This is a genomic window from Micromonospora violae, assembly GCF_004217135.1.
Lineage (GTDB): Bacteria > Actinomycetota > Actinomycetes > Mycobacteriales > Micromonosporaceae > Micromonospora > Micromonospora violae.
The window spans coordinates 5,872,676-5,886,621 of the sequence record NZ_SHKK01000001.1 but is presented as its reverse complement, the minus strand read 5'-3'; the positions used below and the strand labels follow the sequence as shown (position 1 = coordinate 5,886,621).

At 72.8% G+C, this 13,946-nt stretch carries 16 protein-coding genes and 1 pseudogene; 15 read left to right on the top strand and 2 right to left on the bottom strand.

Features of this window, described 5'->3' with window-relative positions:
• Positions 1-44: 44 nt before the first annotated feature.
• Complete coding sequence (locus EV382_RS26515; protein WP_130406237.1) at positions 45-509, top strand: hypothetical protein; 465 nt, start codon at positions 45-47, stop codon at positions 507-509.
• A gap of 111 nt (positions 510-620) precedes the next feature.
• The gene (locus EV382_RS26510) at positions 621-1,250 is read left to right on the top strand and encodes a phosphatase PAP2 family protein (protein ID WP_130406235.1); all 630 of its coding nucleotides are present in this window, start codon (positions 621-623) and stop codon (positions 1,248-1,250) included.
• Between the two features lie 16 nt (positions 1,251-1,266).
• Here the strand turns inward: EV382_RS26510 and EV382_RS26505 are convergent, their stop codons facing one another.
• The gene (locus tag EV382_RS26505) at positions 1,267-2,154 is read right to left on the bottom strand and encodes a prepilin peptidase (RefSeq protein WP_244236819.1); all 888 of its coding nucleotides are present in this window, start codon (positions 2,152-2,154) and stop codon (positions 1,267-1,269) included.
• Positions 2,155-2,743: 589 nt separating this feature from the next.
• Between EV382_RS26505 and EV382_RS26500 the strand changes: the two genes are divergently transcribed.
• From EV382_RS26500 to EV382_RS26445, 12 genes and pseudogenes are all read left to right on the top strand, one after another.
• A complete protein-coding gene (locus tag EV382_RS26500) occupies positions 2,744-3,310 on the top strand; it encodes a hypothetical protein (protein ID WP_130406233.1) in 567 nt (188 codons plus the stop codon).
• Positions 3,304-4,227, top strand: coding sequence for a hypothetical protein (locus EV382_RS26495; RefSeq protein WP_130406231.1), 924 nt, complete (start codon positions 3,304-3,306; stop codon positions 4,225-4,227). The genes EV382_RS26500 and EV382_RS26495 overlap by 7 nt, the downstream gene beginning before the upstream one ends.
• Positions 4,224-4,880, top strand: coding sequence for an SAF domain-containing protein (locus EV382_RS26490; protein WP_130406229.1), 657 nt, complete (start codon positions 4,224-4,226; stop codon positions 4,878-4,880). The genes EV382_RS26495 and EV382_RS26490 overlap by 4 nt, the downstream gene beginning before the upstream one ends.
• A gap of 2 nt (positions 4,881-4,882) precedes the next feature.
• Complete coding sequence (locus tag EV382_RS26485) at positions 4,883-5,683, top strand: CpaE/TadZ family protein (protein ID WP_130406227.1); 801 nt, start codon at positions 4,883-4,885, stop codon at positions 5,681-5,683.
• Positions 5,673-7,214 (top strand): TadA family conjugal transfer-associated ATPase, encoded by a 1,542-nt coding sequence (locus EV382_RS26480; protein WP_130406225.1) that lies wholly within the window; start codon positions 5,673-5,675, stop codon positions 7,212-7,214. The genes EV382_RS26485 and EV382_RS26480 overlap by 11 nt, the downstream gene beginning before the upstream one ends.
• Positions 7,215-7,218: 4 nt before the next feature.
• On the top strand, positions 7,219-8,121 hold the full coding sequence (locus tag EV382_RS26475) for a type II secretion system F family protein (RefSeq protein WP_130406223.1): 903 nt from the start codon (positions 7,219-7,221) through the stop codon (positions 8,119-8,121).
• A 19-nt stretch (positions 8,122-8,140) separates the two neighbouring features.
• Positions 8,141-9,010, top strand: coding sequence for a type II secretion system F family protein (locus tag EV382_RS26470; protein WP_425272004.1), 870 nt, complete (start codon positions 8,141-8,143; stop codon positions 9,008-9,010).
• 18 nt (positions 9,011-9,028) lie between these two features.
• Complete coding sequence (locus tag EV382_RS26465; protein ID WP_130406219.1) at positions 9,029-9,232, top strand: hypothetical protein; 204 nt, start codon at positions 9,029-9,031, stop codon at positions 9,230-9,232.
• Positions 9,233-9,237: 5 nt separating this feature from the next.
• A complete protein-coding gene (locus EV382_RS26460; protein ID WP_130406217.1) occupies positions 9,238-9,699 on the top strand; it encodes a TadE family protein in 462 nt (153 codons plus the stop codon).
• Entirely contained in the window at positions 9,696-10,163 is a 468-nt protein-coding gene (locus EV382_RS26455) for a TadE/TadG family type IV pilus assembly protein (RefSeq protein WP_130406215.1), read from the top strand. Before EV382_RS26460 ends, EV382_RS26455 begins: the two co-directional genes overlap by 4 nt.
• Positions 10,160-10,609 (top strand): pilus assembly protein TadG-related protein, encoded by a 450-nt coding sequence (locus EV382_RS26450; protein ID WP_130406213.1) that lies wholly within the window; start codon positions 10,160-10,162, stop codon positions 10,607-10,609. Before EV382_RS26455 ends, EV382_RS26450 begins: the two co-directional genes overlap by 4 nt.
• 14 nt (positions 10,610-10,623) lie before the next feature.
• Positions 10,624-11,677 (top strand): annotated as a pseudogene (locus EV382_RS26445) (LysM peptidoglycan-binding domain-containing protein); the annotation flags it as partial.
• A 487-nt stretch (positions 11,678-12,164) separates the two neighbouring features.
• Here the strand turns inward: EV382_RS26445 and EV382_RS26440 are convergent.
• Positions 12,165-13,019, bottom strand: a complete 855-nt coding sequence (locus EV382_RS26440) for a Rieske (2Fe-2S) protein (RefSeq protein ID WP_130406211.1) — start codon at positions 13,017-13,019, stop codon at positions 12,165-12,167.
• A gap of 126 nt (positions 13,020-13,145) precedes the next feature.
• On the opposite strand from EV382_RS26440, the gene EV382_RS26435 reads away from it, so the two are divergent.
• Positions 13,146-13,946 carry a crotonase/enoyl-CoA hydratase family protein gene (locus EV382_RS26435; protein WP_130406209.1) on the top strand — a complete coding sequence of 267 codons (801 nt, stop codon included), beginning with the start codon at positions 13,146-13,148 and terminating at the stop codon, positions 13,944-13,946.

Genomic DNA, 13,946 nt, shown 5'->3' with positions numbered 1-13,946 from the left:
CTGACCACGGTGGGGGCACCCACTCAACGAGGAGGGACGCGCCGATGACCGCTCAACGCGAGACCGTGCAGGTCGACCACGATCTGTTCCGCGCCGTGTACGACTCGCCCGCAGCACTGCCCGGCCAACACCGGTGGACCACCCCGGAGTCGGACGTCCGCCGGCTGGAGAAACTGCTCGGCATACCGGCGCGCAGCATCGGCGCCCCGCTCTGGGTCAGCGGCGACGAACCCGACTGCCCGAAGTGCCGCCGACGCATCACCTGGTACGACATCGTCTCGTCGGCGCTCTCCGGCCTGCACGACAAGGCCATGATCGCCACGGTCATCCTGGGTGAGCGCAAGTACGTCAACACCGAGATCCCGGATGCCATCGCCGGGGTGCGCTGCTCCGACTGTCACACCGCGATCGACGGTCTGCGCAGCTTCAAGTGCCACAACTGGGCGTACGCCTTCGAGGCGCTGGAGGCCGTCCGCGAGCGGATGGCCGGCGGCCCCGCGGCGATCTGAGCCACCGAAAGTCGGAAAGACCACCTGACCTTCGACAGCGGCGGTGCCCTCTGCCGCGTTCCTAGGGTGTCCACGAGGTGACCGGGGTATGAACATGTAGTGAGGTGATGCATGGTCGACTACACCAGCATGGACGTTCCAGAGATCAGCGCCGAGTGGTACAGCGACGTCGTAGACGCCGCCGCCGGCAGCCCCGAGCCGGTGCAGTGGTTCGTCGGGCACGCCACCGAGGGGGTGATCCTGCTGCTCGGCGCGCTGCTGCTGATGGCCGCGCTGAGCCGCCGCTCCGATGGCCCGCACGGCCGGGCGCTCGCCCTGATCGCGCCAGCGCCGGCCCTGCTGGCGTACGTGGGCAGTGAGTTCCTCAAGACCGTGGTGGACGAGGAACGCCCCTGCCGCACCATCGGCCGGGCGATCATCGCGGGCGCCTGTCCACCCCCGGGCGACTGGTCGTTCCCCAGCAACCACGCCACCGTGGCCGGCGCGCTGGCGGTCACCACGTTGCTGCTCTCCCGCCGACTCGGCCTGGTCGCGCTGCCCCTGGCCGCGCTCGCGGCGTTCTCCCGGGTGTTCGTGGGCGTGCACTACCCGCACGACGTGATCGCGGGTGTGCTGTTCGGCGCCCTGGTCGCCGTGGTGGCCACCCCGTTGCTGGCCCGCCCGACCGGCGAGGTGCTCCGCCGCCGGGCCGACCGCGCCGACAGCCCGGCGCCCAAACTGGCCAGCCGCTCCCGCCCCTGACCAGCCGCGCGACGGGTCAGGCCGCCAGCAGGAGGGCAGCCGTGGTGCCGAGCAGCAGGAACGGACCGAACGGCAGGTGGGTGCTCCAGGTGGCCCGGCGCGCGGCCAGCAGGCCCAGACTCACCAGGGCGGAGAGCGCGAAGGTGAGCAGCAGCCCGAACAGCAGCACCGGCCAGCCGTACCAGCCGAGCAGTGCCCCGACGCTGAGCGCCAGCTTCGCGTCGCCCAGCCCGAAACCGCGGCGGCCGAGCAGCAGCGCGGTGCTGGCGAAGAACAGCGCCAGCCCGCTGCCGCCGAGGACGGCCCGCAGCCAGTGCCCCGGGTCGGCGTCGAGCGCGGCCACGCCGAGCAGCAGCCAGGTCCCGGCCGCCGCGGGCAGGGTGAGCCGATCCGGTAGCCGGTGCACGGCCAGGTCGACGAGGATCGCCGGGATCGTCCAGCCCAGCCACCAGATCAACGCCGGCAGCGCCCCGTCGGATGGACCAGCGAACACCAGCAGCACCGCCGTCGCGAGCACGATCAGCTCGACGGTGCCCGGCGGTGGGCCGACCCGGGCGCGGCAGTGGCCGCACCGGGCCGCCGGGCCCAGCGCCGGCCAGGGGCGGGTCAGGCCGACCGGCGCGCCGCAGGCGTCGCAGCCGGTCCGGCTGGGCAGGCCCGGGGGTACGGCGTAGCGCAGCGCGGCCAGGCGCATCAGCGGGCTCACCGCGAGGATCGCCAACACGGTGGAGACCCGGGCGCGGACCACCGGCGTGTCGTGGCCCGCTGGTCGTTCGGGTGGCGGAGCGGGCGTTGCCCGCTGGGCGGGTGTCTCGGTCGTTCCGCCGGATGGTGGGGGCGCCGGGCGCCGATCGGGCTGGTCTTCCCGACCGGGGACGGCCTCGGGGGGACCGGTCAGCGCCATGTCGCCTCCTGTGCGGCCAGGCGTTGGCCCCCGCTGGCGAACACGGATCGTGATTGACAGTTCGCTGTGGTGTAGCGGATGGCGCAGAAAGCGACGTGCCCACCCGGGCTTGCGCGGGTGGTTTCGACAGCTTCCGCAGGGGTCGCCGCGCCGGACGAACTGGCCCGCCAAACCGCCGACCGGACCGTTCGAATGCCGGGATGAGGCCGCGATGTCCACTCGCGCGAACCGTAGCGGGACCTCGGTGAGCGCATTCGACCCGGCGACGCCCCATCAATAACGACCTTTCGCTCGATCATTGCTCGGGGCGGGGTGTGGACACCCATCGCCACCACCTGTCATAACTCAGAGTGTTCAGTTGAATTGCCTCTGTTGCATCGGCGAGCGTCAGCCTATGCTCGCCCCTTGGGTGTGACGCAAGCCTCACCTTCACCATCGGACGACACAGGACCCCGGCATTTGTAAAAGATCCGTAACGGTGAATGCAGAAGCGCGATCAACGCTCCGGATGTGCTGATCCGGGCGCGCTTCCGCATGCCCGACGGCGGTGGACCGTCACCGCACCGGGCGACCACGAGGAGGCTCGACGGTGCGCGGACGGCAGCTCAGACGAGCGGCAATCTGCCTGCTGGCGGTCATCGCGGCGATGCCGCTCACCGCCTGCGCGAGCGGACGGGAAACGGTCGAACGGCCGACGGCAGTCCGCGACAACGAACAGCGGACCGATCCCGACGTCGAACGGCGAGCTGCCGAGAAATCGGCGCTCGACGCGTACTCCGGTTATCTCACGGCCTCGCGCGCGGCGGGCCTGCGCAGTGATCCACGCGCGCCGGAGCTGTCGCGGTTTCTGGGCGACCCACTGCTGACCCGAGTCCGAGTGTCCATTCGCCAGGCTAAGGAGCACGGCGCCATGCGTACCGGGACGCTGAAATCCGACCCGACCGTGACCGCCGTCAGCCTGGACGCGAAGCCGGCCACCGTGGACATCCAGGACTGCCTGGACACGACCGGCTACCGACTGGTCTACGCCAAGGACAAACGCCCGGTCCCGGGCAGCGGCGGCGGCAGACACCTCTCCACCGCCACCGCGACCCGGTATCCGGACGGCCGCTGGTTGATCAACTACGGCGCGACGCACCGGGACCAGCCGTGCTGAGCCGGTCCGCGACGACCCGACGGGCGCTCGCCGGGATCGGCCTCGCGCTCCTGCTGGTGGTCGGTGCGACAGTGCCGGCCGCCGCCCGCCGGGCCGACCCGGGAGCGGGCTGCCCGCCCGACCAACCCGACTGCAGCGTCTGGGACGACGAGCCCGGCAAGCCGGGCGACGGTGGGGGCGGGGGCGACGGTGGGGGCGGCGACGGCGGCGGCGGTGGGGGCGGCGGCGTCTGCCAGTGGAACGAACGCACCGTCCCCTGCTACGACGAGGACCTTGGCTGGTTCAACAACGGCGACGGCTGCTACTACAAGCTGACCGAGGGACCGGAAGACCCGCCCGAGGGTCACCAGTGGTATCTGCAGACCTGCAACGGCGGCGACCTGGGCGCCCAGGACCTGGTCACGCTGGCCGAGCCGCCACCCGGCTTCGGCGCGCCACCCAACCCGGAGGAGCTGGCCCGGCGCGCCCTGGCGTCGATCAAACTGCTGCCAGCCCCGTTGGGCGTCGCGCCCCGCAAGCGCGTCGGCCCCGGCCTGGTCGGCCTGCCGGTGTGGATGTGGTCCGAGAAGAACACGAGCTACTTCGGCCCGATATACGCCGACGAAACCGACCGCGGCCTGCGGGTCGAGATCACTGCCAAGGTCACCGAGATCGTCTGGGACATGGGCAACGGGGACAAGGTCTCCTGCCCCGATGAAGGCACCAGGTACGAGTCGAAGGGCAAGTGGGCGGGCGAACCCTCCCCGGACTGCGGCTACGACAAGGGCTACCAGAAGGCCGGCACCTACCGGGTCACCGCCACCACGTACTGGACGGTGACCTGGAGCGGCGGCGGCGAGAGCGGAGTGATCCCGGTGACCCGGAACAGCGGCACGGTACCGATCCAGATCAACGAACTTCAGGTGGTGACCCGATGAGCCTCGCGACCCGCAACGGGAGCGGATCCGTGGACGCGCCCGTCAACCCGCCCACGGTGGTCCGCCAGCGCCGGGTCCGCCCCGGGCTGCTCGGGCTCGCCGTCCTGCTGATCGCCCTGGGCGGGCTGGGCGCGGCGTTCGCGGTCACCTCCGTCCGGGCCACCGGCAGCTACCTGGCGGTGGCCCGGCCGGTGGAGGTGGGCCGCGAGATCAGCGCCGGTGACCTGGTCACCGTGCAGGTCGCCGGCGGTCAGGGGCTGCGCCCGGTGCCCGCCGGGCGACTCGACGAGGTGGTCGGCAAACGGGCCGCGGTCGCCCTGGTGCCGGGCACGCTGCTCACCCTGGGACAGGTCACCGACGACCCGCTGCTCGGCCCCGGGCAGCAGCAGATCGCACTCGGCCTGAAGACCGCCCAGGTGCCGGCCCGCGAACTGCACCCCGGCGACAAGGTCCTGCTGGTCAGCACCCCGGACAAGAACGCCGACGACAACACCGCCGCCGCCACCCGGTTCACCGCCACCGTCATCGACATGGTCAGCCCGGCCAACGACAACCGGGTCCTGTACCTGGCGCTGCTCACCCGCGACGTACCGGCCGTGGTGGCGCTCGCCTCCCAGGAACGGCTCGCCGTCGTGCTGACCGAGGCGGCCTGAGCATGGCGATCATCGCGCTGGTGTCCGCGAAGGGTTCGCCCGGCGTCACGACCTCGGCGCTGGCCTGCGCGCTGGCCTGGCACCGGCGGCTGGTGGTCGCCGAATGCGACCCGGCCGGCGGGTCGATCCTCGCCGGATACCTCGGTGGCCAACTGGACGGCCCGCGCGGCATCGGCGAGTTGGCCGTCGGGGAGTTGCGCGACGGCAACCTCGAAACCGCGTTCTGGTCGCAGCTGGTCGACCTGGACGCGCCCCGCCGGGAACGACTGCTCCTGCCCGGCCTCGTCGACCCGGCTCAGAGTGGCAGCGTCACCCCGCTCTGGCAGCGCTTCGCCGACTACTTCGACGCCCTCGACCGGGGCACCCCCGGCTACGACGTCCTCGTCGACTGTGGCCGGCTGCACGTGACCGGGCCGCCGTGGCCGGTGCTGCGGGCCGCCTCGGTGGTGCTGTTGGTGACCCGGGCGCACCTGCCGGACCTGTCCGGCACCCGGGCGGTGGTCACCGCGATCGAACGGGACTTCGTCGAGCACCGGGTGCCTCCGGGCACCCTGCGACTGCTGCTGGTCGGCGACGGGCACGGGCGGGCCGAGATCAGCCGCGCCCTGAAACTGCCGGTCATCGCGCGGCTGCCGCACGATCCGCGTACCGCCGGGGTGCTCGCCCTGGGCGGGACCGTACGGGCCGGACGGCCACTGATGCGCGCGGCGGCCGCGCTGGAGGTCCCGGTCGGTGCGCTCGTGGAGCGGCGGCGGGCCCGGTTGGCGTGGCCCGTGCAGCAGGGGGTGCCGGATGCGGTTTGAGCCGGTCTCCACCGATCCGCGCCAACAGCCACCGGGCGTGACCTCCACCGCGCCACCCCTGACCGGGCCGAACGGCCGGCACCACCAGTCCGTGCCGCTGCCGCAGCCGACGCCAGCGGTCACCCCACCGCCGGAGTCGTCGCCTCGACCCCGGGTGGACTTCCAGGTGGTCCGGGAGCTGCGCCGGGAACTCACCGAACGGCTCACCCTCTGGCAGCGCGGCCGGGAGTTCACCGTCGACGAGGAGGACACCGAGCGGGCCCGACTCGCCGTCGCGGTGGTCGCCGCGTACGCGGACTCGGTGCGCCGGGCCGGCACGCCGATGGCCGCCGGTGAGGAACGCCTGCTGCTCGACCAGGTGACCGCCGAGTTGGTCGGGCTCGGCCGGCTACAGACCCTGCTGGTCGACGACACCATCGAGGAGGTGCACATCCTCGGCTGCGACCAGGTACGCATCACCCGGCACGGCGGTGGGGTGGACTGGGCCGAGCCGATCGCCGACAGCGACGCCGAACTGGTGGAGATCCTCCAGGCGGCGGCCCGTCGGGCGGGCGCGACCGAGCGGTCCCTCTCCACGGTGAAGCCCACCCTCGATCTGCAACTGCCCGACGGCAGCCGGCTGGCCGCGGTGTTCCTGGTCAGCCACCGCCCCTACGCGGTTATCCGCAAGCACAACACCCTGGACGTGAGCCTCGACGACCTCGCCGGCGCCCGAGGCGACCTGGACGAGATGATCGACCCGCTGCTGCGCGACTTCCTCCGCGCGGCGATGCGCGCCGGTCTGAACATCATGGTCGCCGGCTTGGCCGGGGCCGGAAAGACCACTGTCATCCGGGCGTTGATGAACGAGATCCCGCCCGACGAGCCGTACGTGCTGCTGGAGGAGAGTCGGGAGCTGCTCCCGGCCCGCCGCCGGGAACGGCACCGGGCGGTGATGAGCTTCGAGGCCCGGGAGGGCCACGGCGAGCGCGGCTTCGACGGCCGTCCCGCCGGTGAGGTGACCATCGCCGACCTGATTCCGCTGTCGCTGCGGATGGGCGTCCTGCGGATCATCGTGGGCGAGGTGCGGTCCCGGGAGATCGTGCCGATGCTCCAGGCGATGACCACCAGTCGAGGGTCGATGTGCACCATCCACGCCCGTACCGCTTCCGGAGTGGGTGAACGGATCGTCGAGCTGGCGTTGGCGCACGGCCGCGAGATGACCGTCGACCAGGCCCGCCGGATGGCCGGCAACGCGCTCGACCTGATCGTCTACGTCACCGTCGAGGACGAGACCGCGATCGGTGGGCGCAAACACCGGTTCGTCTCGCACGTGGAGGAGGTGATCGGAGCCGGTGAAGCCGGTCGGATCACCACCACCACGGTCTTCGGGCCCGGCCCGGACGGTCGTGCGGTCCCCCGGCACCTGCCGGAACGGGTCCGCGACCAGTTGCTGCGGGTGGGGTACGACGCGCGGTTGCTGACCCGGTGGGTCGAGGCCGGTGCCGGTGCCTGGCGGCGACCTCGGCAGACCCGACTGGCCCGGCGGTGATGTGATGCCCGCCAGCCTGGAGTTGATCGCGGTGGTCTCCGGGGCCGCCTGCGTGGCCGGGCTGCTGCTGGCCGTGGTCGCGCTGGTCGGCACCCGCCGACCTCCGGGGCCGGGGCCGGGCAGCGGGCCGGGGATCGCCCGACTGTGGCGCGGGCCGGGGAGCACCCCGGCCGAGCAGCGGGCCCACCAGGCGCTGCTCGTCGCCGCGCTGGTCGCCGGTGCGTTGGCGTTCCTGGTGACCGGGCTGCCGGTGGTGGGGCTGCTGGTGGCGGTGGCGGTGCCCGGCACCCCGTGGCTGTTCGGGGTGGGCAAGGCCGAACAGCGGGCGATCGCCCGGATCGAGGCGGTCGGCGAGTGGACCCGCCGGCTCAAGGACGTCTCCGGCACCGGGCAGGGCCTCCAGCAGTCGATCATCGGCACGATCGGCAGCGTGCCACCCGGCATCGAGGACGAGGTACGGCTGCTCGCCGCCCGTCTACAGGCCGGCTGGATGGCCCGCTCCGCGCTGCTGGCGTTCGCCGACGAGATCGCCGACCCGGTCTGCGACCAGGTGGTCGCGGCGCTGATCCTGCACCTGTCGGACCGGGGCGAGCGGCTGGGTGACGTACTCGGGTCGATCGCCGGCGCGGCGTCGTCCGAGGTGGCGACCCGTCGGGAGATCGAGGCCAAGCGCACCCAGCCCCGGTTCGCGGTCCGCTTCCTCACCGGAATGACCCTGGCGACCCTGGCGTACGGGCTGGTCAACACCGAGTACATCGAGCCGTACGGCACCCCGGTCGGGCAGGTGATCATGGCTGTTCTCGGTGCCACCTTCATCGGCCTGCTGGCCTGGGTGCGGTCGATGAGTCAGCCGCAACGGCCGGCCCGCTTCCTGCCGGTGCCCGACCCGAGCGAGGCGATCGCGTGAGCGAGAGGCGGCTCCCATGATCGTCAACTGGCAGTTGGTCGTGGCGGTCTGCGGTGGCGCCGGCATCGGGTTCGGGGTGTTCCTGGTGATCCGGGAGTTGGTGCCGGCGACTCCGGCGCTGGGCCCGGCGCTGCGCCGGCTGCATCAGCCACCGGGCACCGGCCGCCTCGCCGCGCCCGCGTCCCGGCGACTCGACTGGCTGACCGGGTTGTCCCGCTGGCTGCGCCCGCCGCACCAGCAGTTGGCCCTGATCGGTCAGACCTCCGAGCAGTACACGCTGTCGGTGCTGCTCTCGACCCTGTTCGGGCTGGCCCTGCCGACCCTGCTCGGGGTGGCGCTGTGGGTGCTCGGCATCCCGTTCCCGTTCGTCGTCCCGGTGCTCGGCAGCCTCGGACTGGCGCTGCTGGCCGGCCTGTTGGCGCACCGGGCGGTGCTGACCAAGGCCGCCGCCGCCCGCGACGAGTTCCGCCAGGCGGTCTGCACCTACCTCGACCTGGTGGCGTTGCAGCTCTCCGCGGCGCACGGGCCGGTGCAGTCGCTGGAACGGGCCGCGGCGGTCTGCGACGGCTGGGTGTTCGACCGGCTCCAGGAGTCGCTGCGGATCGCCCAGATGCAGATGCACGCGCCCTGGGACGAGCTGCGCGACCTCGCCGACAAGATCGGTATCCCCGAGCTGGGTGACGTCGGCGCGATCATGCGCTCCTCCGGCAGCGAGGGAGCGCAGGTGCACGAGACCCTGCGCAGCCGGGCCGACTCGCTGCGCGACCAGATCCGTACCGACAACCTCGCTCGCGCCGAGGCGGTGACCAGCAAGCTCGACATCCCGGGCGCGCTGCTCGTCTTCGTGTTGCTCGGGTTCGTCCTCTATCCGTTCGTCGCCCGTCTCTGACCCCCGAAGGAGAACACCATGCCCATCCTCAGCTACCTGCACGTCGTGCTGACGACGCGCCTGGCCGAGCTGCGCCGCGACGGTGAGCGCGGCGACAGCCCGGTGCCCACCGCGGTGATCATCGCCGGCCTGGTCGTGGTCGCCATGGCCGTCACCACGCTGGCCCTGGCCAAGGCCAACAACTGGATGAACGGCATCCCGGACCACACCGACCCGAAGTAGCCGGGATGCGCCGAGCCGTGCTCCCGAGGTGGCACCGGGTGGCAACCGCCGCCCGGCGCCGCCTCGCGGCCGGTGACAGCGAGCGGGGTGCGAACCCGGTGGAGTTGGCCGTGCTGATGCCGCTGATCCTGGTGCTGCTCTTCGCCTCGATCCAGGTCGCGGCCGTCTTCCTCGCCCGGTCGACCGCGTTGAACGCCGCGCAGAGTGGCGTCAACGCGCAGCGGACGTACCAGGCGCGCGACGGCGCCGGGGTGGAGAGCGCCTCCCGCTTCCTACGAGCCGCCGGCGGATGGCTGGTGGGCTGGGACAAGGCCGGCCCGACCTGCGTGACCACCCCGACCGACGTGCCCACCCCGACCGAGGTGACCTGCACGGTGAGCGGACGGTCCCTGTCCGTGGTGCCGGGCGTGGACTTCGCGGTACGGCAGACCGCCCACGGGACCGTGGAGAGGGTGACGACGCCATGACCCGCAGCACCGAGCGCGGCTCGGTCTCCATCGAGGTGGCGGTGCTCGCGCCCGCGTTCATCGCGCTGATGGTGCTCGCCGGTGTGGTCGGGCGCAACGCGGTGGCGGCGGAGGCGCTCGACGCGGCCGCGCACGACGCCGCCCGGGCGGCCTCGATCTCCCGGGATTCCGCCACCGCACAGCAAAAGGCGCTGGAGGCGGCCCAGAAGCAGCTGGACTGGCACGGCCTGGCCTGCGCCAACGACCTGGAACCCACGTTCACCGGCTGGAAGGGTGGCGGCCCAGCCAGCTTCGACGCCGCATTCCGCAGCGACCCGGGTACGGACGCCTCGGTGACGGTGACGATCAGCTGCCTGGTGTCCTTCCGGGACATCACGCTCGGCATCCTGCCCGGGATGATGAGCCAGCGGGAGATCACCGGAGAGTTCACCTCCCCCCTGGACCGTTACCGGAGTCGGCAATGACCACCACCACGCCGGCTGCCAACTCCGCCCCGGCAGGTGAGCACGGCCGGGTGAGCATCTTCCTCGCGGTGACGATGATCGGCGTACTGGCCATTATCGGCCTCTCCTTCGACGCCGCCGGGCAGCTCCGCACCCTGCAACGTGCCCAGAACCTGGCCTCCGAGGCGGCTCGGGCCGGCGGTCAGGCCATCGACCGGGCCACCGCCATCGAGGGCGGGCCGAAGCGGATCGACGAGCCGGAGGCGCGCGTAGCGGTCGCCAGGTACCTGGCCGCCGTGGGCACCTCCGGCCACACCGTGAACTTTCCCCAGGTCGACGGGGAAACCCTGATCCGGGTGACCGTCTCCATCACCTACCACCGCTCGATGCTCGGACCGTTCGTCCGGGCCAGGACGGTCACCGTCACCGGCGAGGCGACCGCGCGTGCCATCACCGCAGGACCGTAGGAAGGAAGGCAGCCATGCCCCTATCGGGTGGGTCCGTCGTACGGCGGACCGGACGGATCCTCACCGGCATCGGCGCGCTGGCCGTGCTCCTGGTGCTGCTGCTCGGCGCGCCGATCGCGCTGCTCGCCTTCGCCGGCAACCCCCTCCCCGATCACCTCCCCACCATCAGCGCGGTGGGCACCGCGCTGACCAGCCGGGACGACGGTCAGCTCTTCCTGCGGGCACTGGCGGTGGCCGGTTGGTTCGGCTGGGCCACGTTCGCCCTCTCCGTCCTCGTCGAGTTGGGCGCGCAGATGCTGCGCCGGCCGGCGCCGAAGCTGCCCGGGATGGGCCGCCAGCAGAGGGCCGCCGCCGCGCTGGTCGGTTCGGTCGCGCTGATCCTGGTCGCCAGCCCGGCCGCCGCCAGCGCCGCGGCGATCTACGGTGCCCCGGCGTACGCGAGTCCGAGCGCACCGGTCGCCACCACGATGGCCGCCCCACCCCGGGTGACGACGACGCCGGACACGGCCGCTCCGGTGTACCGGGTGGCGCGGGGCGACTACCTCGGGGAGGTGGCCGAGCGGTACCTGGACGAGTTCGGCGACTACCGACAGCTCGCCAAGCTGAACAAGCTCGACGACCCGGACCGGATCCGCCCTGGTCAACTGCTCCGACTCCCCTCGGAGGCCACCGACCAGGGGGCCCGGCGGCACGCCACCGGCCGGCTCGTCGACCGGCCCGCAGCGCCGAAGCCGCCCGCACCCCGGCCGGCGCCCGAACCTGCCGCACCGCCGCGGGTGGCCCCGGCACCACCCAGCGGTACGGAGTCAGCGGGCCAGCCACCGGCGATGACTGTCGGTGCGGCCCGGGTCGGTGCGGCCGATCGGGTGAACCGGCCGCTGGCGGTCTCCGCCGTACTGGCGGTGGCGAGCATCGTCGGCGCGCAGATCGGCGCGGTCCTGGGGCTGCGCCGCCGACCGGCCACCGCAGCCGGCGCTCCCCGGCTGGCCGGGAGCGGGGCCGCGTGGGCTGCCAGCCGGGCGGCGGCCATCGAGGGCCCCTCGACACCGGTCGGCGGCGCGACACCGGTCGGCGGCGCGGCACCGGGCGGCGGCGCGGCACCGGGCGGCGGCGCGGCACCGGGCGGCGGCGCGGCACCGGTCGGCGGCGGAATGGGTACCGACAGCCCTGGCGAGTGGAGTGGCGACGACGGCTGGGTCGGCGGCGGCGCGGAAGGCGGGCTGTTCAACGGTGGGCACGGCTTGGACTCCGTACCGGACGGACCGCCGGTCGGCCGCCACCGACGCAGCTGAGGCGATCGACCGGCGCGACGCTGTCGCACGGCTGGCCCTGTTCAGGCTCCGCGTCTGGTGCGGTGGTGTGCCGCCTGTCCGCGGTGACGGCGGCCGGCCAGCACACGGCGACGGTCTGGTCACCCGGCCGCAGCGGAAGCAATTCCTCGGGAAGCGTTGATGCCTGTGAGTCATCAAGATGACCCACAGGCATCAACGTCGAGCGTGTCATTGCCTCCGGGGTCGCCACGGAGCGTTACCGGGCGGGCGGTCAGGGCAGGCGGTCAGGGCAGGCGGGTCTGGAGCACGCCGTTCTGGATCCGGGTGGGCAGGATCTGCTGGTCGTTGCCGGACGGCCCCTGCACGACCTCGCCGCCGTTGAGTCGGAACGCGCTGCCGTGCCACGGGCAGACGACGCAGGCGTGGCCGTCGATCTCCCGCACCTCGCCCTCACCGAGCGGCCCACTCTGATGCGGGCAACGCTCCAACATCACCGTCACCTCGTCACCGTGGCGGTAGAGGATCACCGAGATGTCGTCGTCCACCTCTCGGGTGATCAGGGTGCGTTGCGGCAACGTCGCCATGTCGGCCAGCGAGTGCCAGCCGTCGGTCATCCGGTGCAGCTCGGAGACGCTCTGGTTGACCTGCGCCCCCTGCTTGTACGCCAGGTGACCCCCGATGTACGCCCCGAGACTCACGGTGGAGAGTCCGAAGAGCCCGAGGGCACGGCCCATCGCGTGTCGGCCGGACAGCCGCGCGGCCAACGAGCCGGCGTAGAGCGCCACGCCGACGGTGTTCGCGGCGGCGTGCACGAGGCCGACCCGGCGCTGGTCCCGGGACAGTGCCGCCCAGTCGTTCAGACCGGCGATCGCCGCCGGCACCGCGCTGACGGTGCCCAGCCCGACCAGCACGGTGGCGGGCCGGCGCTGCCCGGGCATGAGGTCCAGGACGGCGGCGCTGATCCACGCGCCGACCGGCACCTGCACCATCGCCGGGTGCAGCGGATGACCGAGGGTCACCCCGTGCAGCAGGTCGCGCAGCCGGCGCGGACGCAGCGTGCCCAGGACCACCTTCTGCAACCGGTCACCCGCGCGGTCCAGCCGGGAGTCCTGCTCAACTTTCGTCAGAAACGCTCGCACGAGTACCGACTTCCCGGCGATCGGCGTCGCAAACCGGTCGGTGGAGACAAACCTGCCCCGGGCCGGCCCACGGCTGCAAGATCGACGGGGATTGTCGGGGTGGGGTGGGGCGGGCATGCTGGCGGGATGGGTGTGCGGGTGGAACGGGCCGGGGCGGTTACCACGGTGGTCCTCGACCGGCCGGCCGCGCGCAACGCCGTCGACGGGCCGACGGCGCGGGCGCTGGCCGACGTCTTTCGGGCCTTCGAGGCCGACCCGGACGCGGCGGTGGCCGTGCTCTGGGGTGCCGGTGGCACGTTCTGCGCCGGCGCCGACCTCAAGGCGATCGGCACGCCGAGCGGCAACCGGGTCGAGCCGGAGGGGGACGGGCCGATGGGTCCGACCCGGATGGTGCTCAGCAAACCGGTGATCGCGGCGATCTCCGGGTACGCGGTCGCCGGCGGGCTCGAACTGGCGCTCTGGTGTGACCTGCGGATCGCCGAGTCCGACGCGACACTCGGGGTGTTCTGCCGCCGCTGGGGAGTGCCGTTGATCGACGGCGGTACCGTCCGGCTGCCCCGGTTGATCGGGGAGAGCCGGGCCATGGACCTGATCCTCACCGGCCGCCCGGTGTCGGCGGACGAGGCGTACACGATGGGGTTGGTCAACCGGTTGGTGCCACCCGGCCAGGCGCGGGCGGCGGCCGAGGAGTTGGCGGCCGAGATCGCCCGGCACCCGCAGACCTGCCTGCGCAACGACCGGGCGGCGCTGCTGGCCGGCGCGGGACGGCCCGAGCCGGAGGCGCTGGCGACCGAGTTGGCGTACGGGATGAACTCGCTGGCCACGGACGCGGTGGCCGGCGCGGCCCGGTTCGCCGCAGGTGCGGGCCGGCACGGCACGACGCCGCCGGAAGAGGGGACCCTCCCGACGGCGTCGACCAGGCGCTAG